The organism is Maritimibacter dapengensis (assembly GCF_019218265.1).
GTDB classification, from domain to species: Bacteria; Pseudomonadota; Alphaproteobacteria; order Rhodobacterales; family Rhodobacteraceae; genus Maritimibacter; species Maritimibacter dapengensis.
This window is the reverse complement of record NZ_JAHUZE010000001.1, coordinates 785,949-807,151: the sequence shown is the minus strand read 5'-3', so window position 1 is coordinate 807,151 and position 21,203 is coordinate 785,949. Positions and strand designations below refer to the sequence as shown.

The following is a 21,203-nucleotide window of genomic DNA, read 5'->3' as shown; positions in this document are numbered from 1 at the left end:
ATTAATTGACCTGTCAATTTTTCATGATAATTATTTCTCAACAGGGAGACGTCATGACCTTTTCAATTCTCGTTCGCGACCCGGAAACCGGCGACATGGGAGGTGCCGCTGCCACCGGTTCGCTTTGCGTGGGTGGCTGGGTGCTTCGGGGCCGATGGGGTGCGGGCCTTTCGGCCAGTCAGGGGGCCTCCCCCTCGACGCTTTGGGGTGAAAAAGCGCTGCGGGAAATGGAAGCCGGCGCAACGGCTTACGACGCCGTCAACGAGATTACCGCGGCCGATGCAGGACGCGAGTTCCGGCAATTGGCGGCGCTCGACATGGATGGGTTCGGCGGCACGTTTTCCGGCGACATGAACACGCCGGAGGTCGGCGACATGGTATTTCCCAGCGGAGTCGCGAGCGGCAACCTTCTGGCCTCCCCGGCGGTGATTCCCGCCTTGGTCGAATCCTTCGACGCCGGCACCGGCACGCTCGCGGAACGGCTCATCGCATCGCTTTTCGCAGGTCAGGCCTCGGGCAGCGATTCGCGCGGTCTGGTGTCCGCGGCGCTCCTCGTTATCAGTGCGGATCGCGCGCCCCTTTCCCTGCGGATCGACCATTCCGACGATCCACTGACGGACCTTGCGGACCTCCACGAACGCGCCACGACTGGCGAATACGCGTTCTGGGCGCGTCAGGTGCCAACCGTGAACGATCCGGACCGAGGCCTTGACTGACTGGGGCCTCATAGCTGCCGAAAGGCTGGCGCGGATCGCGCGCTGTTCTGCTCCGGGCCCCGGCGTCACGCGTCTGCCCTTCACCACCGAGCACACGCTGGCGATCGAAGACATCCGGGGCTGGATGACGGCCGCCGGGATGGAAACGACACTCGATGCCGCGGGCACGCTCGTCGGGCGGATCGGGACCCCTGAAAACACGTTCTACATGGGGTCGCATCAGGACAGCGTGCGCGAAGGCGGGGCATTCGACGGGATCATGGGCGTCGCGCTTGCCTGTCTCGGGGTCGAAAAAGCCCGCGCAGACGGCACCACCCTTCCCTTCTCAATCGAGGTGCTGGCCTTCGCAGACGAAGAGGGCGTTCGCTTTCCCACGGCCTTGATCGGCCCGCGCGCGCTGGCCGGAACGATCGACATGGACGTTATGACGCTCACCGACCGGGACGGAATTGCGCTTGGCGATGCACTTGGCGCGTTCGGGGGCGATCCGGCCAGTATCCCTGCCCTCGCCCGTCCACGGGATCGGGCCATCGGTTATCTCGAGACGCACATCGAACAGGGCCCGGTGCTTGAAGACGCGGACGAGGCGCTTGGCGTCGTCACGGCGATTTGCGGGATCGAGCGACATTCGGTCATCTTCCGGGGCGAGACCGGACATGCCGGCACCCTGCCGATGAACACGCGGCGCGACGCTTTGGTGGGAGCGAGCGAATTCGTCACCGCCGCGCATGAGACGGGGCTTGCGCAAGCGGACCTGCGCGTCACGGTGGGCGAGTTGCATGTCGCGCCGAACGTGGTGAACGCGGTGCCGCGCGAGGTCACGCTGACGTTGGAAATCCGCGCACCGGAAGATGGCATGCGCGAGGCGGCCGGCGCTCTCCTGCACGAAAAAGCGAAGGAGATCGCGGCACGACGGTCGCTCGATCTCGACATGCGCAGGGTCTATCAGCAGCCCGCGCAACCATGTGACCCGGCCCTGCGCGAGGCCCTGACTGAGGCCGTCGTCGCCGCAGGGGGCCGTGGCCTCGCCCTGCCCTCCGGCGCGACGCATGACGCCTCGGCCATGGCCGATCTTTGCCCGATCTCGATGCTCTTCGTGCGGTGCCGGGACGGGGTGAGCCATGTGCCGGAAGAACATGCCAGCGCAGACGACATGGGCCGGGCTGTCGGTGCTATCGCTGATATGCTTGCGCGGATCGGCGCAGCGCACGACGGCTGATCGCCGCGCCCGCCTGCATTTGGCGTTTCCACCTCTGAAGACCTGCTCACGCTACACCCATATCCCGCAGCGTCCGGTTTGACTTCGCAACACCTGTATTCATTATGCCGAGGCGCGTTCGGACAGGACATGTTACAGGAATTTGCCGATGTGGATTTTTTCGTAACATTTTTCTTGCGTCGAATCGCGCTGCTGCTTATCTCCGACCATGCGGTCGGGAATAAATACCTGACCCCGGAGGAACGAATACACGATGTCTGACGCTTTTATCTGCGACGCCACCCGCACGCCGATTGGCCGCTATGGCGGTGCCTTGTCTTCGGTGCGCACCGACGATCTGGCCGCTCTCCCCATCAAGGCGTTGATGGAGCGCAACCCGTCCGTCGACTGGTCCAAGGTCGATGACGTGATCTATGGCGACGCGAACCAGGCGGGCGAAGACAATCGCAACGTCGCGCGCATGGCGGCGCTTCTTGCGGGTCTTCCCGTCGACGTGCCCGGCACGACGGTGAATCGCCTCTGCGCTTCGGGTATGGATGCGGTCGGCATGGCGTCGCGCGGTCTCAAAGCGGGGGATTACGACCTCGCCATCGCGGGCGGCGTGGAAAGCATGAGCCGCGCGCCCTTCGTGATGCCCAAGCACACGAGCGCGTTTTCCCGCGCGAATGCGGTCTATGACACCACCATCGGCTGGCGCTTCGTGAACAAGAAGATGGACGCGGAACACGGCACCCATTCGATGCCGCAGACCGCGGACAATGTGGCCGAAGACTACAACATCAACCGCGAAGATCAGGATGCTTTCGCTGTGCGTAGCCAAGCGAAGTGGGCCGCGGCGCAGGACGCTGGCTATTTCGCGGACGAGATCACGCCGGTTCATGTGCCCCAGCGCAAGGGTGATCCGATCGTCGTGGACACCGACGAGCATCCTCGCCCCGGCACAGGCATGGAGCAACTCGCCAAGCTCAAGGGCGTGAACGGACCCGACCTGACCGTGACCGCCGGCAATGCCTCGGGCGTGAACGACGGTGCGGCGGCGATCCTGATGGCCTCGGACGCTGGTGTGAAGGCCCACGGGCTCACCCCGATGGCCCACGTCGTGGCGATGCAGGCGGCAGGGGTCGAACCCCGCGTCATGGGGATCGGACCGGTCCCGGCCACGCGCAAGGTGCTCGCCAAGACCGGACTCACGGTCGACGACATGGACGTGATAGAATTGAACGAAGCGTTCGCGAGCCAGGGCCTCGCAACCCTTCGTGAACTGGGGATCGCGGATGACGACCCGCGCGTTAACCCCCAAGGCGGTGCCATCGCCATCGGCCACCCGCTCGGCATGTCCGGGGCGCGGCTGGTGCTGACGGCGGCCTACCAGCTGAAACGCACGGGCGGGCGCTATGCGCTCTGCACCATGTGCGTTGGCGTCGGCCAAGGCGCCGCAATCATTATCGAGCGGGTGTGATCCCGCGTCAGGAGGACCGACATGTATGCACAAATGGTCAAATCCACCGGCAAGGGCGTGAAGACGCTCGACGAGATGGAGCCGGAAGAACGCGCCTTTCAGGAAAAGGTCGATGCCGATATCCGCATCGAGCCGCGCGACTGGATGCCCGAGGGGTATCGCAAAACGCTGATCCGTCAGATCGGTCAACACGCGCATTCCGAAATCGTGGGCCAGCTTCCTGAAGGCAACTGGATCACCCGCGCGCCGACGCTGGAGCGCAAGATGATCCTTTTGGCCAAGGTGCAGGACGAGGCGGGCCACGGGCTTTACCTCTACTGCGCCGCCGAAACGCTCGGCGTGAGCCGGGACGAGATGACCGAGATGTTGCTGTCGGGAAAAATGAAGTATTCCTCGATCTTCAACTACCCGACCCTGACCTGGGCCGATATCGGCGCGGTCGGCTGGCTGGTCGACGGGGCGGCGATCATGAACCAGGTGCCGCTCCAACGCACGAGTTACGGCCCCTATTCCCGCGCGATGGTCCGCATCTGTAAAGAGGAGTCGTTCCACCAGCGTCAGGGCTACGACATCATGATGAAAATGGCGCAGGGATCGGAGGCGCAGAAGCGCATGGCGCAGGATGCGCTGAACCGCTTCTGGTATCCGTCTCTGATGATGTTCGGGCCGTCCGACGCGAACTCGGTGCATTCCGAGCAGTCGATGGCGTGGAAGATCAAGATCAACTCGAACGACGAGCTGCGCCAGAAATTCGTGGATCAGACCGTGCCCCAGGCTGAATACCTTGGCCTCACCGTGCCGGACGACACGCTCGCCTGGAACGAGGACAAGGGCGGCTATGATTTTGCCGAACCCGACTGGGACGAGTTCTTCGATGTGCTCAAGGGCGCAGGCCCGGTGAACCATGACCGGCTCGAAGCCCGGCGCAAGGCCTGGGACGACGGTGCCTGGGTGCGCGAGGGCCTCTTGGCCCATGCCGAGAAGAAACGCAGCGCCAAAGTCGCGGCCGAGTGAGGAAAACGGATATGAGCAAGGAATGGCCCCTCTGGGAGATTTTCATTCGCGGTCAGCATGGGCTGAGCCACCGACACGTGGGCAGCCTTCATGCACCGGACGCAGAAACTGCGATCATGAATGCGCGAGACGTCTACACCCGGCGCAATGAAGGCGTGTCGATCTGGGTCGTGGAAGCGCGCCACATCACGGCGACCGCGCCGGGCGACAAGGGGCCGATTTTCGAGCCTTCGGAGTCGAAGATCTACCGGCACCCGACCTTCTATGACATCCCCGAAGACGTGGGGCATATGTGATGGCAGACGCAAAGTTCGAAGCCCTCCTCCGGCTGGGCGACAACGCCCTGATCCTTGGTCATCGCGTGTCGGAATGGTGCGGCCATGCGCCCGTTCTGGAAGAGGACATCGCGCTCGCCAATACCGCGCTCGACCTTTTGGGCCAGACCAATCTCTGGCTGGAATACGCGGGTGAGGTCGAAGGCAAAGGCCGATCGGCGGACGATCTCGCCTTCCTTCGGGATGCCTGGGATTTTCGCAACGTGCTTCTGGTCGAGCTGCCGAACGGCGATTTCGGGCAGACGATCATGCGGCAGTACCTGTTCGACCAGTTCAACCTTTTGAACCTGCGCGCGCTGACGGAATCGAAAGATACGCGGATCGCGGAGATTGCCGAGAAGGCTGCGAAAGAAGCCGCCTATCATGTCGAACGCTCGCGCGGCACAGTCGTCGGGCTGGGTGACGGCACGCAAGAGAGCCATGCGCGGATGCAGGAGGCGCTGAACCTGCTCTATCCTTATGCGTTGGAGCTCTTCATCACCGACGAGGTCGATGACGAGATGGCTGAGGCGGGCGTGTTCCCGGACCCGAAATCGCTCGAAGACGCTTACCTCGTCGCAGTCGCCGCAACCCTTCAGGAAGCGACGCTGGACCTGCCGGAAGCACATTTCGGGCATCGCGGATCGGGCAAGGATGGGCGGATGCATACCGAGCACCTGGGCCATATCCTGACCCAGATGCAATGGCTGCAACGGGCCTATCCCGGCCAGACCTGGTGACGCCATGCGCCCGTCGGTCGATCAGATCTGGGACTGGCTCGGTGCCGTGCCCGACCCGGAAATCCCGGTCATCAGCCTCGTCGATCTGGGGATCATCCGGGATGTGGGCTACGACGGTGAGACCTGCGTCGTCACGGTGACGCCAACCTATTCGGGCTGTCCTGCGACCTCGGTCATAAATATGGAGATCGAGGCCGCACTCCGTGACCATGGGCTGGAGCGGATAGAATTGAAGCGCCAGCTTTCGCCGGCATGGACAACCGACTGGTTGTCTGACGCAGGTCGCGAAAAGTTGGAAAAATACGGAATTGCCCCGCCTCAACCGGCTGGTGGCCCCGAGAAATGTCCGAATTGTGGAAGCGCTCATGTCGAGAAGCTGAGCCAGTTCGGATCCACACCCTGCAAGGCGCAATGGCGGTGCAAAGACTGCCTCGAGCCCTTCGACTATTTCAAGTGCATCTGAGGAGGAGCGGATGGCGCGTTTTCACGACCTCGAAGTCACCGACATCAAGAAGACCATCCGCGACGCGGTGGTGGTGACACTCAAGCCCGCGGACGACGCGGCTTTCCGGTTCACCCAAGGCCAGTACCTGACCTTCCGCCGCGATTTCGACGGCGAGGAACTGCGCCGGTCCTATTCGATCTGCGCAGGCTGCGACGAAGGCGTGCTTCAGGTGGGAATCAAGCGCGTCGATGGCGGGGCGTTTTCGACCTTCGCCAACGAGGAGCTGAAGATAGGCGATCGTCTGGAAGCGATGCCGCCGATGGGCCGCTTTTTCACGGAACTCGACGCATCGGCGGGCAAGAATTACATCGGGTTCGCAGGCGGCTCGGGCATCACGCCGATCCTGTCGATCCTGAAGACGACGCTGGCACGCGAGCCGCGTTCGACCTTCACGCTGGTCTATGCGAACAAGGGTGTTGCGAGCATCATGTTCCGCGAAGAGCTTGAAGACCTCAAGAACACCTACATGGGTCGGCTGTCGGTTATCCACGTGCTCGAAACGGACGCGCAGGAGATCGACCTGTTCACCGGCCTCGTCACCGAGGAAAAGGTGGGGCAATTGTTCCGCTCGGGGTTCCTGGACGCCGAAAGCACCGACACCGCGTTCATCTGCGGTCCTGAGCCGATGATGCTCGGCATCGCGGCGGGGCTGAAGGCGGCAGGGCTTGGCGAAGAGCAGATCAAGTTCGAGCTGTTCGCGTCGTCGCAACCGGGCCGGCTCGCAAAGCGGGTGGTATCAAAAGAAGCTGCCAAGGGGGGCAATCAGGCCACCATCAAGGTCACGCTCGACGGCGCGACCAGGACGGTCGAAGCGTCGAAGGAGCTTTCCGTGCTCGACGCGGCCCGGGCCGACAATCTGGACGCGCCGTATGCCTGCAAAGCGGGTGTGTGTTCGACCTGCCGATGTCGGGTGCTCGAGGGCGAGGTCGAGATGGTCACGAACCATGCGCTCGAAGACTACGAGGTGGAGAAAGGCTACGTCCTGTCCTGCCAATCCTATCCGCTGACCGATACGCTGGTGGTCGACTATGACCAATGATTTCGACACCATGTCCTTGGCCGACTACCTCGCCGCCGGGGGACGCCTGACCTCTCCCGCCAACGTGCCGCCGCGTTACCGGGCCGAGCTCATGAAGCTGATGGCGACCTTCGTGGATTCCAACCTCGCCGGGGCGGCCGGGTTCGCGGAACAGATCAACGGCGGTCCGGGGATCAAGGCGCGTGAAGCCTCGGCTCGGATCGTGGCCGAGAAGCTTGCCAACGCCGACCGGGTGCTGACCCTGATGGGTGAGTTCGGCGCCGATACAGCACGTTATGTCGATCAGCATCCGTGGCACACCCGCCTGCCCCGCGACGCCGAGATTGAGGCTGCACGGGTGGAACAGGACATGCGCCTTGCGGTGTTTAACTACCCGATGGAGGATTGGGCAGACGCGGTCGTGATGAACGTGCTGATGGGCCACGCGGTCTGTGTTCAACTCGAAGAAATGTTTCAGGTCAGTTATCAGCCGTTGGCCGAAGCCCTGCGCATCTGCCGCGACGTGGAGGAAAGCCACGCGGCGCTGGCCGAAGCCGGGCTGGCACGGCTCGCAGCCGACGAGGCCAAACTTCAACCGAACGTGGATTACTGGCTGCCTCGGGTCGCGACGAGCTTCGGACTTGGCAGCGCCGAGCGGTTCGAGCAGTTGCGCGACATGGGTCTGAGGCACGAAACAAACGACGCGCTGAAGGCGAAATGGAAAGCGCGTCTACATCCCGTGCTCGAAGCGGCTGGGCTGAACATCTGACCATATGGCGTGCGGCGCGAGGCCGGGCGCGATCTATGGAAGTTCGGGAGTAACACTCTGATCTGCCGTTCAAGCGTCTGAGTTCAAGCGCTTGAAAGGTGTTTGTCAGGGGTCAGACGATGTCGATTCCGACAGGCCCCTTGTCGAAAGACCCGATTTCGTACAAATGCCCGCCGGCGTTCTTCACCGCGTCATGAAGCCCAGCCAGGTCTTCGCGCGACACGGCAGCAACAAAACCGCCGGCCGTCTGCGGATCGTGAAGCAGGGCGACATGCGCTGGGTTCCCCATGCCATACACGGGCGCGGCCTCGGCATTGGCTTTGTAAATCGTCGAATGCACGCCCGCTGCGGACAGGTCCAGCGCCCCGTCATAGGTCGGGATAGCACCGAGCAACAGCGCCGCCCGCAGGCCGGACGCACGCGCCATCGCCAGCAGATGTCCGGCCAGCCCAAAGCCTGTCACGTCGGTCATCGCATGTGCTGCGCGCATTGCCTTCGCGATACTCGCCTGTGGTCGCTCCATCTCGGCGAACATTGCCTCGATGTGTCGTCCGTTCGCCCTTCCCTGCATCTCTCCGGCAAGCAAGGTGCCGCTCCCGATCGGGCGGGTGAGCACGATGACGTCGCCAGCTCTGGCCCCAGCAAGGGTTACCGCCGGCCCGTCGAGCAGCCCGGTGACCGTGAAGCCCAGTATCGTTTCGGCGCCCATCGTTGTGTGCCCACCCACGATCTCGGCGCCGGCGTTGGAAATGACGTCATTCGCCGCCACCATCATTTCATCGAGGACACGTGCCTGCAAAGCCTCGGATTGTCGAGGAACGGTGATCTGGATCAGCACGGCCTGGGGTTCCGCCCCCATCGCCCAGATATCGCCAAGCGCGTGCAACGCGGCGATCCGGGCGAAACGTTGCGGATCTTCGGTGAAGGCACGGAGGTGGTCGGTGGTCACGACCTGTCGGATGTCGCCCATCGCCAAGAGCGCCGCATCGTCGCCCGGGCCCATCAGCACATCTTCGCGACCGATACGGGGCCACCCGGCAAGCGTTCCCGAGAGCACACCGGCCGCAACCTTCGATCCACATCCGGTGCACAACATCTGCGCCTTGGCACCCAGTTCCTCGCGAACGCCCGCCGCCAATTCGCGTGGGAGCCGATCCTGCGCCATCTCCGGAAGGTTGCGAAACCTGTCCATAAACCTCTGGTCGATCCGGTTTTTCCAGCGCCAGAGGGCGGGACCGGCGAGCGAGCGCCCCCATTTTTCGGCCAACGCGTTTTTCTCGCCCATAGAAACCAGCTTGAGGAAATCCTTCTGAGGGCGAAACGGTTTCAACCGCCCGTCGGACAGACAGGCGCGCAGGTTATGGGCAAGAACCGGCGCGGCGCGCACCGCGAACACCCCGGCTTTCGGGCGCGGCGTGGCCATGAGGTGTGCGCAGTCACCGACCGCAAACAGATCGCTCACGCCCGAAACGCGCAGCGTCTCGTCGACCTCGATGAATCCATCCTCAGTCAATGGCAGGCCACTGTCGGCAAGCCAGCCGTGCGCGAACGCGCCGGCAGCTCCAACCGTGAACGCAGACGCGATTTCTTCTCCGAGAGATGTGGTCACGCTGTCCGCGCTTATTTTCGCCACCTGTGTTCCTGTCAGAACGCGCACTCCGAAGCGATCGAGTGCCTTGGTCGCCCGTGACAGGGCCGAGGGTGAGAAGCCGGTTAGGTCCCGCGCCATTTCGATCAGCGTGATCTCCGGCGTCGCGCCGATCGTGCGAAGCTTGCGCGCCATCGCGAGTGCCAATTCGGTCCCTGCGACGCCGCCGCCGACGACGGCGACCTGTGGCTTCGCTTCACCCCGTTCGACCCGTTGGACGAAAACGCGCCAGGATTCCGCGTAGCGGTCCAACGGTTTGGCTCCGACACCATACTCGGAAAACCCTTCGATGTCGGGCATTTCCGCGTGGATCCCCACGTCAATCGAAGCAACGTCGTAGTGGATTGCCGCGTGTCCCGCCACGTCGATGCGTTTCAGCTTCGGGTCGATCGCTGTCGCCGCGCCGTTAATGAGACGTGCGCCCGCGAACCGGGCGAGTTTCACGAGGTCGATGTCCAACTCATCGCGCCGGTAGTGCCCCGCGATATGCCCCGGCAACATCCCTGAATAAGGCGCGGTCGGTCCAGGATTGATGAGGGTCAGTCGCGCACCCGGCAGCGGGTTCATGCCCCACATGCGCAAGGCGAGTGCGTGGGCATGGCCGCCTCCGATCAGGACGAGGTCGCGTGTCAGTGGGATTTGCGGCTGCATGGCGGCTCCGAACAAGGTCTGCCGCTTCCTAGCCGATCCGCACGCTCTCTGCCATGCGGCGTGCCGTCAAGCCCGGGCCGTCATCCGTAGAGGTAGGAAGAAATCGCCGCCTCGGTTCCGTCGGACCAGACTTTTTCCAGCCAGTGGCTGAACCGCGCGGCGAACGCCTCGTTCCCGGCGAGGTCGCCGTAGAGGTTTTTCTGGGCGAGCCAGACTGCCGGGTCGTCCTTCGCGGCGGCAGCCGCTTTGGACAGGTCGCGCCAGATCGGGTCGTTGGGCGCAATGGCGCTGCCGTCTTCGCGGGTGCCTTCGCACATCCTCGCCCATATCGCCTGACTGAGAGCGAGGCCATCGTAGGGCGTGCCTGCCGCAAGCGCGTCGCGCAGGACCGGTAGAATGAAGCCCGTGTGGCGGCTCGATCCGTCGAACGCCACGCGGCGAACCGTATCGACGATCTTGGGGTTCGAGAACCTCGCCTCGATCAGATCGACATAGGCTTCGGGCGTCATGTCGGGGACCGCATGGACGTGGGGCACGACCTCCTCCAGCGCGACCTTGCGAAAGAGCGCACCGATCAGGGGGTGTTCCATGCAGCCCGATATGGTCTCGACCCCCAGAACCTCGCCGGGGTCGGAGATGACCTGATGGCCGCCGTTCAGGATCCGGATTTTCATCGCCTCGAAGGCGTGCACATCATCGGTGAAGGTCGCACCGACCTTGTCCCAGTCCGGGCGACCGGCGCAGAAGTCGTCTTCGATCACCCATTGCCGGAAATTCTCATGCGTCACCGGGACCGCGTCGTCGATCCCGAACCGACGGGCGAGCGCGAGTTCTTTCTCGCCGGTGGCGGGCACGATGCAATCGACCATCGAATTCGGGAAGGTCGCGTTCGTGTCGATCCAATGGGCGAGGTCCGGGTCGGACATGCGGGCGAGCGACACGATCGTGTCACGCAGGATTGCGCCGTTGCCCTGTAGGTTGTCGCAGCTTTGGCCTGTGAAAGGATCCAGCCCCTGATCCCGTCGCATCCTGAGCGCGGCGACCATCGCGCCGAACGCAGTTCGCGGGGTCGTAGGATGTGCCGCATCGTGGACGATGTCCGGGTGTTTCGTGTCGAGCCGTTTCGTCACCGGGTCGATGTAATAGCCACCTTCGGTCACGGTCAGTGCGACAATGCGGATTGCGGGATCGGCCATCTGGGCGATGAGGGGGCCGTTGCCTTCTTCTATCGGGACATAACCGATCATCGCGCCGGTCACTTCCGCGGACGTTCCCCTTGGATCGAGCTCGATCAGGGTCGTGAGATTGTCCTGCGTGGCCATCTTTTTGCGCTGGACTTCGTCATAGGGGCGCACGCCCGCGCCGATGATGGCCCAGTCCAGCGCGAGGCCGTCCTGCATGAGCCGGTGGAGATACCACGCCTGATGCGCGCGGTGGAAATTGCCCAGCCCGATGTGCACGATGCCCGGCGTCAGCTTTCCCCGGTCGTAGGTTGGACCCGGCACGCCTTCGGGCAGATCGCCCAGCGTTGCGTTAGACAGGGTGACGAGGGAATTCAGCTCATCCATTGGCCACCATCCACGTTGTAGGTTTGCGCGACGATGTAATCGGCATCCGGTGAGGCGAGGAAGACAGCCATGCCGGTGAGGTCGTCAGCGGTCCCCATTCGGCCGTAAGGCACCGCTTCTCCCACCTCTTTTTTCTTCTGCCCCAAAGGCTTGTTCTCATACTTGGCGAAAAACGCGTCCACGCCGTCCCAATGTTCGCCGTCCACCACGCCGGGCGCGATGGCGTTCACGTTGATGCCGTGTTCGATCAGGTTCAGCCCCGCAGATTGGGTCAGGCTGATGATCGCGGCTTTGGAGGCGCAATAGACCGCGACCAGAGGTTCTCCGCGCCGCCCCGCTTGCGACGCCATATTGATGATCCGACCCTTCACGCCGGCCTCGATCATGTGCCGCGCGACCGCCTGCATCGTGAACAATGTGCCCGTGACATTGATGTCGAAGCAGCGCGCGTAGTCTTCGCGGGTGATCTCGACGATGGGCGCGGCGGTGAAGATCGCGGCGTTGTTTACGAGGATGTCGATCTGGCCGAACGCCGAAACCGTTTCGTTTATTGCGGCGTCGATGGAGGCCTGATCGGTTACGTCCATCTTCACCGCAATGGCCGCCTCGCCGATACCGTCCGCCGCCGAACGCGCCCGGTCGATGTCGATATCGGCAATCGCGACCCGCGCGCCTTGGGCGACATAGGCCTTGGCGAAGGCCAGACCGATCCCCCGGGCGGACCCGGTGATCAATGCAGTTTTGCCTGCGAGCCGTGTCATGCGATGCGCAATCCTTCCCCGTCGAAACGGTGGATCTTGTCTTCCTCGGGTGTGAGGTAGACCGTGTCGCCATGATTGGCGTCGAACTCACCGCCGACACGCACGGTGACGGTTTCGGCCAGCCCGGTTTCATGCACGTGAAGGAACGTGTCTGAGCCGAGATGCTCGGAAACGCCGACCACGCCTTTCCATCGCCCTTCGGTCTTCGAGGCGGCGGTGTGTTCGGGGCGGACACCGATGGTCGCAGCGCCCTGCATCAGGTCGCCTGCCCCGGTGACGAGGTTCATCTTGGGCGAGCCGATGAAGCCCGCGACGAACAGGTTGCGGGGCTCGCGGTAGAGCTCGAGCGGGCTGCCGACCTGTTCGATGACGCCTGCGCGCAAGACGACGATCTTGTCGGCCATGGTCATCGCTTCGACCTGGTCGTGGGTCACGTAGATCATCGTCGTCGCGAGCTTTTTGTGAAGCTCGGAAATCTCCATTCGCATCCCCACGCGCAGGGCTGCGTCGAGGTTCGACAGTGGTTCGTCAAACAGGAACGCAGCCGGTTCGCGCACGATGGCGCGGCCGATGGCGACGCGCTGACGCTGCCCCCCGGACAATTGACCGGGGCGCCGGTCGAGGTAGTCAGTGAGGTTCAGCGCCGCCGCCGCGTCGGCGATCTTTCGTTCCTGTTCCGCTTCGGGAATGCCGGCCATTTTCATCGGGAAGGCGATGTTCTTCTTCACCGACATGTGCGGGTAGAGCGCGTAGCTCTGGAACACCATGGCGAGGCCGCGCTTGGCGGGTGGCAGATGCGTCGCCGGTTGCTTGTCGATCCGGATCTCGCCGCCCGACACGTCCTCCAGTCCCGCGATCAGGCGCAGGAGCGTGGACTTGCCGCAGCCGGAGGGGCCGACGAAAACGACGAACTCGCCATCGTCGATGGTCAGGTCGAGCGGCGGAATGACCTCCACTTCACCGAACGATTTGGACACCTTGTCGAGTGTGATACGTCCCATGGGTTTCCCCCCTTACTTGACGGCGCCGAAGGTCAGGCCCCGGACGAGTTGTTTCTGGCTGAACCAGCCCATGACGAGGATCGGCGCGATGGCCATGACGGAGGCCGCGCTGAGCTTTGCGTAGAACAGGCCCTCGGGTGACGAGTAACTGGCGATGAATGCGGTGAGCGGCGCGGCTTTGGCCGCGGTCAGGTTCAGGGTCCAGAAGGCTTCGTTCCAGGCGAGGATGAAGTTCAGAAGGATGGTGCTGGCGATACCCGGCACGGCCATGGGCGTGAGCACGTGGATGATCTCTTCTCGAAGGGATGCGCCGTCCATTCGGGCCGCTTCGAGGATCTCACCGGGGATTTCCTTGAAGTAGGTGTAGAGCATCCAGACGATGATCGGCAGGTTGATGAGCATCATCACCACGACCAGTCCGACGCGGGTGTCCAGAATCCCCAGTTTGATGAAAAGGAGATAGATCGGATAGAGCACGCCGACTGCGGGAAGCATCTTTGTCGAGAGCATCCAGAGGAGGATGTCCTTGGTCCGCTTGGACGGCACGAAGGCCATGGACCAGGCCGCAGGCACCGCGATGATCACACCGAGGATCGTCGACCCGCCCGCGATGATGACCGAGTTCCACAGGAACCGCATGTAGTTCGACCGCTCCTGCACGACCGCGTAGTTCTCGAGTGTCCAGTCGAAGAACAGGAAGACGGGTGGGTCGGCAATGGCCGTGGCCTCGGTCTTGAAGCTCGTCAGGATCGTCCAGAGGATCGGGAAGAAAATCAGAAGCCCGACGGCCCAGGCGAAGATCGTGTTGATCGTCTTGCGTTGGGTGGTGACTGCGCGTGCCATGGTCGAGCCTCCTTATGCGTCGAGGTTCTTGCCGACGATGCGCATCAGGAAGATGGCAACGATATTGGCGAGGATGATGGCGTAGACGCCGCCTGCGGAACCGAGGCCCACGTTCTGGCTTTCCAGCACGCGCTGGAAAATCAGGTAGGTCAGCGTGCGGGTGCCGAAGCTGCCCTGCGTCGTCACGAAAATCTCGGCGAAGATCGAGAGCAGGAAGATCGTCTGGATCAGCACCACGATGGTGATCGCGCGGGCGAGGTGCGGCAGGATGATGTAGCCGAAGCGCGAGAGCGGCTTGGCGCCGTCCATCTCGGCCGCTTCGAGTTGTTCGCTGTCGAGCGACTGGATCGCCGTCAGCAGGATGAGCGTCGCGAAGGGCAGCCATTGCCAGCTCACGATCATGATGATCGAGGTCATGGAGGCGTCGGACAGCCATTCGACGGGCTGCGCGCCGAAGAATTTCCAAAGATGCGCGAGTAGGCCGTTCACCGGGTCCATGAACATGTTTTTCCAAACCAGCGCGGAGACGGTCGGCATGACGAAGAACGGCGCGATGACGAGAAGGCGAACGATCCCCTGCCCCCACATCGGCTGATCGAGCAACATGGCGAGGAGCACGCCGAAGACGACGGTGATGACCAGCACGCCACCGACGATCACGAGCGTCGTGCCGACGGCGGGCCAGAAGGCGGACGAGGTGACGAAGCGGACGTAGTTCTCGAACCCGACCCATCCCAGGTCACCGCCACGCATGGGCAGGTATTTCTTGAACGAGAACACCAATGTCATGGTGAGGGGGATGAGCATCCACCCGAGAAGCAGAATGACCGCGGGGGCCATCATGATCCGGGCGGCAGATCGGGAATGCTGGGTCGCCATGTCGTCCTCCTCCACAGTTGCGCGCGCGGCGCGCAGGACGTTTTACAGCTTTCAAGAGTGATCGGGGGCGGGCAAAGTCGCCCCGCCCCCGACCGGGAGGATGGTTAGTAGCCTGCGGCTTCCATCTCGTCCGTGGTCAGCGCCTGCGCTTTTTCAAGCGCTTCCTCGGCGGTTTGCTGACCGGCGAGTGCGGCCGAGAACTCCTGACCGACCTGCGTGCCGATGCCCGCGAATTCCGGGATCGCGACGAACTGGACACCCTGATAGGGAACCGGATCGACCGTCGGCTGAAGCGGGTTGGCCGAGTTGATCGAGTCGAGCGTCATCTGCGCGAACGGGATATCTTTGTAATTCTCGTTCTCGTAGAGCGACGTGCGCGCACCCGGGGGCACGTTGGCCCAGCCTTCGTTCTCAGCAACGAGCTCGATATACTCTTTCGAGGTGGCCCATTCGATGAACTCCTTTGCGGCGCCCTCCTTCTCGGTGCCGGCCGGGATTGCCAGCGCCCAGGCCCAGAGCCAGTTGCCGCGCGGACCTTTGCCCATATCGGGTGCCAGCGCGAAATCAACCTTGTCGGCGACGGTCGAGTCGTCGGGGTTGGTCACGAAGGAGGCCGCCACGGTGGCGTCGATCCACATCCCGCATTTCCCCTGCTGGAACAATGCGAGGTTCTCGTTGAACCCATTGGTCGACGCACCCGGAGGTCCGGCCTGCTCCATCAGGTCAAGATAGAAGGTGAGCGTGTTCGCCCAGGCTTCGCTGTCGAATTGTGCGTTCCAGTCCTCATCGAACCAGCGCGCGCCAAACGAGTTGGACATGGCGGTCAGGAAGGCCATGTTCTCGCCCCAGCCCGCCTTGCCGCGCAGACAGACGCCGTAAATCTCGTTGTCCTTGTCGGTCATCGCGATCGCGGCTTCTTTCACGAAATCCCAGGTCGGCGCATCGGGCATCTCGAGCCCGGCGGCCTCCATCAGGTCCGTGCGATACATGATCATCGAGCTTTCGCCGTAGAACGGTGCCGCATAAAGCGTGCCCTCGTAGGACAGGCCGTCACGCATGGCAGGCAAGATGTCGTCAGCATCGTAGTCTTCCGACAAATCGTCCAGTGCGACAAGCCAGTCGTTCGACGCCCAGATCGGCGCTTCGTACATGCCGATGGTCATGATGTCGAACTGACCGCCCTGCGTGGCGATGTCCTGTGTCACGCGCTGGCGCAGCACGTTTTCTTCGAGCGTCACCCACTCGACCTCGTGGCCGGTTTTCTCGGTGAAATCGTCGGTCAGACCCTGCATGCGGATCATGTCGCCGTTGTTCACGGTGGCGATGGTCAGCGTCTCGGCATAGGCGGCGGTGGCCGCGACTGACACGAGTGCAGAGACCGCAACGAGTGCGTTCTTGAGTTTCATCCAATCTCCTCCCTTGGTGCTTAGGATGTCTGCATCATGAGTAAGCCTGCGGCACTCTGTCCGTCAACGTAAATTTTTACGCCCGCAAAGTTTTTACTTTCTGCACCGCAGCTTTTTCAGGCCGACTCGCGCATGAACAACTTCCCCTCGAAGAAGATTTCTTCATGGCTTTCAGGGCGTTCGCCCGACTCGATCACCCCCATCAGGAGCTCAACTGAGCGTGCGGCAATCGCAGAATAATCCTGGCTGACGGTCGTCAGCGGCGGACATGCGAATTGCGACCAGGGGTGATTGTCATGACCCGCGATTCTCAAGGCGCAGCCTGCGCCATGCCCGACTCGCAGACCTTTCTGATAGGCCGCGGCGAGCAAACCGATGGCCAGACGGTCGTTCGAACAGAGGATCGTGTTCGAGGGCAAATTATGCTCCGAGATGACTTTCATCCCGCCTTCCATACCGATCCGCTCGAACTCCCAATCGTCGCCTTCGACCTGGATCAGGTGCGGATCGTGTCCGAGCTTTTCCATTGTCGAGACGTAAGTGTTGCGACGACGATAAGCATTCGGGTTCGTTGGCGTCCGCATCTCGAAAAACGCTGGCGGCTCACCGGATCGGCAAAGGTAATCGCAGATGAGTTCGGTCGACAATTCGTTGTCATGACCAACGAAAGCATCGCCCAAGCCGCTGATATAACTGTCGAACATGATCGTAGGAACACTCTTGCAGAAATCCTCAAGTGCAGTCCGGTCCGATGCGCGCCCCAGTGGGGCCATGAGAACGCCCGCAGGCCGAATCGTCCGGAGCGAATCGAGGTTTTCGATTTCCTGCGTCGTGTCGCCATGCGACGAAAGCAGGATCGGGCGATACCCCGCCTCGATCACGTGATTCTCGATCACCCGCGCAATCTCGGCAAAAAAGGGGTCGGCGAGATAGGGAACGACGATGCCGATGTTTTTTGTCAGACGCCGGTTCTGGTTCATCGCATAGATGTTCGGGCGATAGTCGTAGGTCTCGAGCGCCTCCTCGATGCGCGCCCTCGTGGACTTTCGAACGCTCTCGGGATCGTTGAAATACTTCGAAACCGTAGGGCGGGAAATACCGCTGACCTCGGCGAACTCTTCCATGTTGCGGATCTTGCGACTGGCCACGTTCCCTCCCGATGGGCACGGATTGCTTGCCTGTCGAATTTAGCGCGTGGAAAGTTTTCCGTAAAACGAAATTTACAAGCGCATGTCCAGCCGTGCTTTCCAAAGGCTCAATGAAAGCCCGGCTCCTCGCCCGGGGGAGCACATACCATGATCTCGCAAGAAAGTGGTGCCCCCACACGGACTCGAACCGCGGACCTACTGATTACAAATCAGTTGCTCTACCAGCTGAGCTATAGGGGCACGGCGCTTCTTCTGCCAAAGCGCGCGGCGATGTGCAATCTCAAATGCGCTTATCGGTTCGCGCGGGCGAGGAATGCGACGGCGATCAGGCCCACGAGGATAACCAGGATCGCGGCCGGGGCCGCTTCGCCGATCTGTTCGAGAGAGGCTTTCTCGTAAACGCGTGTGGCGAGCGTGTTGTAGTTGAAGGGTCGCAGGAGAAGCGTCGCGGGCAATTCCTTCACGCTGTCGACAAACACCAGCAAAAGCGCGGTGCCGACCGATCCGCGAATGAGAGGCACGTAGACCTCGCGCAAAGCGCCACCTGCACTTCGCCCGAGAGAGCGCGCCGCCATCGGCAGATTGGGTGAAACACGCCCCATCGCCGCATCTGCCGCACCCTGGGCAATCGCGAAGAAGCGCACGGCGTAGGCATAGACCATCGCGAATGCGGTGCCGGTCAGAATGAGGCCGGGGTCGAAACCGGTTACCGCTAGCACCGTATCGGCGAGAAAATTGTCCAGCGTGGCGAGCGGGATGAGAATCCCGACGGCAAGAACTGCACCGGGCGCGGCGTATCCGATCGTCGTCACGGGAAGGAGCTTGCGCGGCAGGCTCGCCCGCGTCATCCGCACGCCATAGACGAGGAACAGCGCCGCCGACACGGTCACCACCGCGGCGCTCCCGCCTACGACCACGGTATGGCGAAGTGCCGTCAACAGTCCCGGCGACAACCATTCTTCCGCATTCGCCAGAGCATGCCATCCGAGCACGGCCACCGGCAGCACGAAGCCGATCAGGAACGGCACCACGCAGGCAGAGGTGGCGAGCGCGGCCTGCCATCCATGAAGTCGAATGGGTTCGACAGGTCTCTGCTGGCGTTCGAGGCGATAAAACCGGCTGCGCGACCGGGACACTTTTTCCATCGTCGTCAGGATCAATACGAGCCCGAGGATGACCATTGCCAGTTGAGCCGCGCCGCCGGCATTGCCCATTTCCAGCCAGGTGGTGAAGATCCCTGTGGTCAGGGTCTGGACGGCAAAGAAGTCCACGGTCCCGAAATCTGCGAGAGTCTCCATCATGACGATGGCGCTTCCTGCCGCGATTGCGGGCCGTGCAAGTGGCAGGCCGACCCGGAAGAACCGGCCGAACGGTCCGGCGCCGAGGGCGCGTGCGACTTCGTAGACCCCGCCGGATTGGTCTCGATAGGCCTGACGCGTCAGAAGGTAGACATATGGGAACAATGCGCCGGTCAGAACGAGCACGGCAGCCCAGCGCGAGCGGATTTCCGGAAACCAGTAATCGCGCGCGTTCTCCCACCCGAAGAGGGTTCGCAGGCCGGTCTGGACGGGGCCGGAATACTCCAGGAAGTCGACAAGTGCATAGGCCCCGACGTAGGCGGGAATCGCGAGCGGTGCGAGTAGCAACCATTGCAGCACACGTGAGCCCGGGAACCGGTACATCGACACGAGCCAGGCTGCCCCTGCCCCGACCATCGCCGACAACAAAGCCACCGCTCCGCCCAGGATGAGTGTATTGCCCAGGTAGCGCGGAAGGGTCGTCGACACGAGGTGTGGCCAGACATTTTCCTCGGGATTGAAAGCCATCCAGACGATCGCAAGAACCGGCCCGACAACCAGCGCAGCGATGAGCACCGCACCCGAAGTCCAGGGGCTTGGGCGGGGCATGACGCGTTCCCTGCTTATTTCTTGAGTCTTTCTCTCGACCATCACCCGCGAGCCATAGACCAAAACCGGTTTAACTGTCCAGAAAACCGCGTATATTGCGCGGACCTGAGAGGACTCTGACCGCACCAATGAAGATCGTCTATCACATCGGCGCCCATTGCACGGATGAAGACCAACTCGTCAAATCGCTCCTGAAGAATACACAGATTTTCGCGGATGAGGGCGTCGCCGTTCCCGGTCCCTCGACCTACCGGAAACTGTTCGCGGACGTGTCGGTCAAGCTGGGCGACAAGAAGGCTTCGCTCGAGACGCAGGATATCCTGCTCGAAAAGATCCTCGACGGGACCGACCCGGATCGGCTCGTGCTTTCGTTCGAAAACTTCATTTCCGGGCCGCGCCGTGCGCTTGAAGATGGTCTGCTCTACGCGGTGGCAGGCGAAAAGACCCGGACGCTGCACAATATCTTCCCGGATCATGAAGTCGAATTCTTCATGGGCGTGCGTGACCCGGCGACCTTTGTGCCGGCCTTTCTGACCCGATACACCGATCTCAACGCGACGCAGATCATGAGCAAGCTCAACTTGCATGGTCTCGTCTGGTCGGACGTGGTGAAGGACATACGCGAAACCAATCCGGAATGTCCGATGACCATATGGTGCAACGAAGATACGCCCCTGATCTGGCCCGAAATCATGCACGAAATCACAGGCATCGACATGCGTGTGCTGTTCAAGGGCGGGCTCGACATCATCTCGCAGATCATGGAACGCGAGGGCATGAAGCGGCTGCGCGCCTATATGTCCGAAAACCAGCCTGTGAACGAGATACAGCGTCGCCGGATCCTCGCGGCTTTTCTGGACAAATACGCGATCGAAGACGCTGTCGAGGATACGATCGACCTGCCCGGCTGGACGGACGAGATCGTGGAGACGCTATCGACGTCCTACGAAGACGACATGCTCGAACTCGCGCGGATCCCGGGCGTGACAATGATTTCCGCCTGACGGACAGCCGTCAGGCGAATTCTCTCACATGCCGAGCGCAGCCTTGTACATGTCGAGGACCGCTTCCTCTTCTGCGATGTCGTCGGAATCGCGCTTGCGCAGGGCGACGAGCTTACGCATGACTTTGGTGTCGTATCCCCGCGCCTTGGCCTCTGCCATGACTTCTTTCTGCTGATCGGCGAGATCTTTTTTCTCGATCTCCAGCCGTTCGAACCGCTCGATGAACTGCCGTAATTCGCCGGCGGAAACGCGGTAGCTGTCCGGGGTGCCCTCTTGTTGCTCGATTACGTCGTCGGCCATATTGTCCTCTCGCGAATGTCGGGTTTCGGGCTCTTTGCTAGTCGCAACCGTGCAACGCCGCAAGGCCCGTTTGGGCTTGCGACGTCGCCCACCTCACGCTATCGGAGCGATCATGGAAATCCTGATCTATATCGGCGTGCTCATCTCGGTCATCGGCCTGATCGGCCTGATCCTGAGCGCGTTGCGTGTGGTCCGCGCCAAGCGGGCCGGACTGGATGACGATGGCCTGCGCGATGCCGTGCGCCGGGCGATGGTTCTGAATTTCGGGGCGCTGATGCTGTCGGCGTTCGGACTGATCCTTGTGATCGTCGGCGTCATCCTCGCCTGACCCAC

21 protein-coding genes and 1 tRNA gene are annotated in these 21,203 nt (G+C 62.3%); 11 read left to right on the top strand and 11 right to left on the bottom strand.

All coding sequences use genetic code 11. The annotated features are described in order from the left end of the window. The first annotated feature begins 53 nt into the window (after positions 1-53). From KJP28_RS04015 to KJP28_RS03975, 9 genes are all read left to right on the top strand, one after another. Positions 54-716 (top strand): DUF1028 domain-containing protein, encoded by a 663-nt coding sequence (locus KJP28_RS04015; protein ID WP_218390932.1) that lies wholly within the window; start codon positions 54-56, stop codon positions 714-716. After that, on the top strand, positions 709-1,935 hold the full coding sequence (locus tag KJP28_RS04010) for a M20 family metallo-hydrolase (protein ID WP_218390931.1): 1,227 nt from the start codon (positions 709-711) through the stop codon (positions 1,933-1,935). The genes KJP28_RS04015 and KJP28_RS04010 overlap by 8 nt, the downstream gene beginning before the upstream one ends. Before the next feature lie 253 nt (positions 1,936-2,188). Then, the gene (pcaF, locus tag KJP28_RS04005) at positions 2,189-3,394 is read left to right on the top strand and encodes a 3-oxoadipyl-CoA thiolase (protein ID WP_218390930.1); all 1,206 of its coding nucleotides are present in this window, start codon (positions 2,189-2,191) and stop codon (positions 3,392-3,394) included. Between the two features lie 21 nt (positions 3,395-3,415). Next, positions 3,416-4,408: a 1,2-phenylacetyl-CoA epoxidase subunit PaaA gene (gene paaA, locus KJP28_RS04000; protein ID WP_218390929.1), complete on the top strand. Its 993-nt coding sequence runs from the start codon at positions 3,416-3,418 to the stop codon at positions 4,406-4,408. An 11-nt stretch (positions 4,409-4,419) separates the two neighbouring features. Next, entirely contained in the window at positions 4,420-4,704 is a 285-nt protein-coding gene (gene paaB, locus KJP28_RS03995; RefSeq protein WP_218390928.1) for a 1,2-phenylacetyl-CoA epoxidase subunit PaaB, read from the top strand. Beyond that, positions 4,704-5,462 (top strand): 1,2-phenylacetyl-CoA epoxidase subunit PaaC, encoded by a 759-nt coding sequence (paaC, locus tag KJP28_RS03990; RefSeq protein WP_218390927.1) that lies wholly within the window; start codon positions 4,704-4,706, stop codon positions 5,460-5,462. Before paaB ends, paaC begins: the two co-directional genes overlap by 1 nt. Before the next feature lie 4 nt (positions 5,463-5,466). Beyond that, positions 5,467-5,925 carry a 1,2-phenylacetyl-CoA epoxidase subunit PaaD gene (gene paaD, locus KJP28_RS03985; protein ID WP_218390926.1) on the top strand — a complete coding sequence of 153 codons (459 nt, stop codon included), beginning with the start codon at positions 5,467-5,469 and terminating at the stop codon, positions 5,923-5,925. 10 nt (positions 5,926-5,935) lie between these two features. Continuing rightward, positions 5,936-7,006 (top strand): 2Fe-2S iron-sulfur cluster-binding protein, encoded by a 1,071-nt coding sequence (locus tag KJP28_RS03980; protein ID WP_218390925.1) that lies wholly within the window; start codon positions 5,936-5,938, stop codon positions 7,004-7,006. Then, positions 6,996-7,754 (top strand): Phenylacetic acid catabolic protein, encoded by a 759-nt coding sequence (locus KJP28_RS03975; protein ID WP_218390924.1) that lies wholly within the window; start codon positions 6,996-6,998, stop codon positions 7,752-7,754. Before KJP28_RS03980 ends, KJP28_RS03975 begins: the two co-directional genes overlap by 11 nt. Positions 7,755-7,866: 112 nt before the next feature. Here KJP28_RS03975 and selD read toward each other — a convergent pair whose 3' ends face one another. The 10 genes from selD to KJP28_RS03925 all read right to left on the bottom strand — a co-directional run bounded on the left by selD (position 7,867) and on the right by KJP28_RS03925 (position 19,566). Then, positions 7,867-10,053, bottom strand: a complete 2,187-nt coding sequence (gene selD, locus KJP28_RS03970) for a selenide, water dikinase SelD (protein WP_218390923.1) — start codon at positions 10,051-10,053, stop codon at positions 7,867-7,869. A gap of 80 nt (positions 10,054-10,133) precedes the next feature. Beyond that, positions 10,134-11,621: a mannitol dehydrogenase family protein gene (locus tag KJP28_RS03965; RefSeq protein ID WP_218390922.1), complete on the bottom strand. Its 1,488-nt coding sequence runs from the start codon at positions 11,619-11,621 to the stop codon at positions 10,134-10,136. Beyond that, entirely contained in the window at positions 11,609-12,382 is a 774-nt protein-coding gene (locus KJP28_RS03960) for an L-iditol 2-dehydrogenase (protein WP_218390921.1), read from the bottom strand. Before KJP28_RS03960 ends, KJP28_RS03965 begins: the two co-directional genes overlap by 13 nt. Continuing rightward, entirely contained in the window at positions 12,379-13,383 is a 1,005-nt protein-coding gene (locus tag KJP28_RS03955; protein WP_218390920.1) for an ABC transporter ATP-binding protein, read from the bottom strand. The genes KJP28_RS03960 and KJP28_RS03955 overlap by 4 nt, the downstream gene beginning before the upstream one ends. 12 nt (positions 13,384-13,395) lie before the next feature. Then, complete coding sequence (locus KJP28_RS03950; RefSeq protein WP_218390919.1) at positions 13,396-14,226, bottom strand: carbohydrate ABC transporter permease; 831 nt, start codon at positions 14,224-14,226, stop codon at positions 13,396-13,398. A gap of 12 nt (positions 14,227-14,238) precedes the next feature. Then, positions 14,239-15,105 (bottom strand): carbohydrate ABC transporter permease, encoded by an 867-nt coding sequence (locus KJP28_RS03945; protein WP_218390918.1) that lies wholly within the window; start codon positions 15,103-15,105, stop codon positions 14,239-14,241. 104 nt (positions 15,106-15,209) lie between these two features. Next, positions 15,210-16,511, bottom strand: a complete 1,302-nt coding sequence (locus KJP28_RS03940) for an ABC transporter substrate-binding protein (protein ID WP_218390917.1) — start codon at positions 16,509-16,511, stop codon at positions 15,210-15,212. A gap of 116 nt (positions 16,512-16,627) precedes the next feature. Continuing rightward, positions 16,628-17,659, bottom strand: a complete 1,032-nt coding sequence (locus tag KJP28_RS03935) for a LacI family DNA-binding transcriptional regulator (RefSeq protein ID WP_218390916.1) — start codon at positions 17,657-17,659, stop codon at positions 16,628-16,630. A gap of 164 nt (positions 17,660-17,823) precedes the next feature. Then, a tRNA-Thr gene (locus KJP28_RS03930) sits at positions 17,824-17,899 on the bottom strand. 50 nt (positions 17,900-17,949) lie between these two features. Further along, positions 17,950-19,566, bottom strand: a complete 1,617-nt coding sequence (locus KJP28_RS03925; RefSeq protein ID WP_336245291.1) for an ABC transporter permease — start codon at positions 19,564-19,566, stop codon at positions 17,950-17,952. A gap of 128 nt (positions 19,567-19,694) precedes the next feature. Here KJP28_RS03925 and KJP28_RS03920 point away from each other — a divergent pair, with 128 nt between their 5' ends. Beyond that, a complete protein-coding gene (locus KJP28_RS03920) occupies positions 19,695-20,570 on the top strand; it encodes a hypothetical protein (RefSeq protein ID WP_218390914.1) in 876 nt (291 codons plus the stop codon). Between the two features lie 24 nt (positions 20,571-20,594). On the opposite strand, the gene KJP28_RS03915 is transcribed toward KJP28_RS03920, so the two are convergent. After that, positions 20,595-20,870 (bottom strand): DUF2312 domain-containing protein, encoded by a 276-nt coding sequence (locus KJP28_RS03915; protein ID WP_218390913.1) that lies wholly within the window; start codon positions 20,868-20,870, stop codon positions 20,595-20,597. A gap of 112 nt (positions 20,871-20,982) precedes the next feature. Between KJP28_RS03915 and KJP28_RS03910 the strand changes: the two genes are divergently transcribed. After that, positions 20,983-21,198 (top strand): hypothetical protein, encoded by a 216-nt coding sequence (locus tag KJP28_RS03910; protein WP_218390912.1) that lies wholly within the window; start codon positions 20,983-20,985, stop codon positions 21,196-21,198. Positions 21,199-21,203 lie beyond the last annotated feature (5 nt).

Excerpts from the sequence above, each read along its gene's own strand:
- paaB (WP_218390928.1), top strand. The coding sequence starts at position 4,420 with ATGAGCAAGGAATGGCCCCTCTGGGAGATTTTCATTCGCGGTCAGCAT.
- selD (WP_218390923.1), bottom strand. The coding sequence starts at position 10,053 with ATGCAGCCGCAAATCCCACTGACACGCGACCTCGTCCTGATCGGAGGC.
- KJP28_RS03920 (WP_218390914.1), top strand. The coding sequence starts at position 19,695 with ATGAAGATCGTCTATCACATCGGCGCCCATTGCACGGATGAAGACCAA.
- paaA (WP_218390929.1), top strand. The coding sequence starts at position 3,416 with ATGTATGCACAAATGGTCAAATCCACCGGCAAGGGCGTGAAGACGCTC.
- paaD (WP_218390926.1), top strand. The coding sequence starts at position 5,467 with ATGCGCCCGTCGGTCGATCAGATCTGGGACTGGCTCGGTGCCGTGCCC.
- KJP28_RS03975 (WP_218390924.1), top strand. The coding sequence starts at position 6,996 with ATGACCAATGATTTCGACACCATGTCCTTGGCCGACTACCTCGCCGCC.
- KJP28_RS03950 (WP_218390919.1), bottom strand. The coding sequence starts at position 14,226 with ATGGCACGCGCAGTCACCACCCAACGCAAGACGATCAACACGATCTTC.
- KJP28_RS04015 (WP_218390932.1), top strand. The coding sequence starts at position 54 with ATGACCTTTTCAATTCTCGTTCGCGACCCGGAAACCGGCGACATGGGA.
- paaC (WP_218390927.1), top strand. The coding sequence starts at position 4,704 with ATGGCAGACGCAAAGTTCGAAGCCCTCCTCCGGCTGGGCGACAACGCC.
- KJP28_RS03960 (WP_218390921.1), bottom strand. The coding sequence starts at position 12,382 with ATGACACGGCTCGCAGGCAAAACTGCATTGATCACCGGGTCCGCCCGG.
- KJP28_RS03915 (WP_218390913.1), bottom strand. The coding sequence starts at position 20,870 with ATGGCCGACGACGTAATCGAGCAACAAGAGGGCACCCCGGACAGCTAC.
- KJP28_RS03955 (WP_218390920.1), bottom strand. The coding sequence starts at position 13,383 with ATGGGACGTATCACACTCGACAAGGTGTCCAAATCGTTCGGTGAAGTG.
- KJP28_RS03910 (WP_218390912.1), top strand. The coding sequence starts at position 20,983 with ATGGAAATCCTGATCTATATCGGCGTGCTCATCTCGGTCATCGGCCTG.
- KJP28_RS03940 (WP_218390917.1), bottom strand. The coding sequence starts at position 16,511 with ATGAAACTCAAGAACGCACTCGTTGCGGTCTCTGCACTCGTGTCAGTC.
- KJP28_RS03945 (WP_218390918.1), bottom strand. The coding sequence starts at position 15,105 with ATGGCGACCCAGCATTCCCGATCTGCCGCCCGGATCATGATGGCCCCC.
- KJP28_RS03925 (WP_336245291.1), bottom strand. The coding sequence starts at position 19,566 with ATGCCCCGCCCAAGCCCCTGGACTTCGGGTGCGGTGCTCATCGCTGCG.
- KJP28_RS03980 (WP_218390925.1), top strand. The coding sequence starts at position 5,936 with ATGGCGCGTTTTCACGACCTCGAAGTCACCGACATCAAGAAGACCATC.
- KJP28_RS03965 (WP_218390922.1), bottom strand. The coding sequence starts at position 11,621 with ATGGATGAGCTGAATTCCCTCGTCACCCTGTCTAACGCAACGCTGGGC.
- pcaF (WP_218390930.1), top strand. The coding sequence starts at position 2,189 with ATGTCTGACGCTTTTATCTGCGACGCCACCCGCACGCCGATTGGCCGC.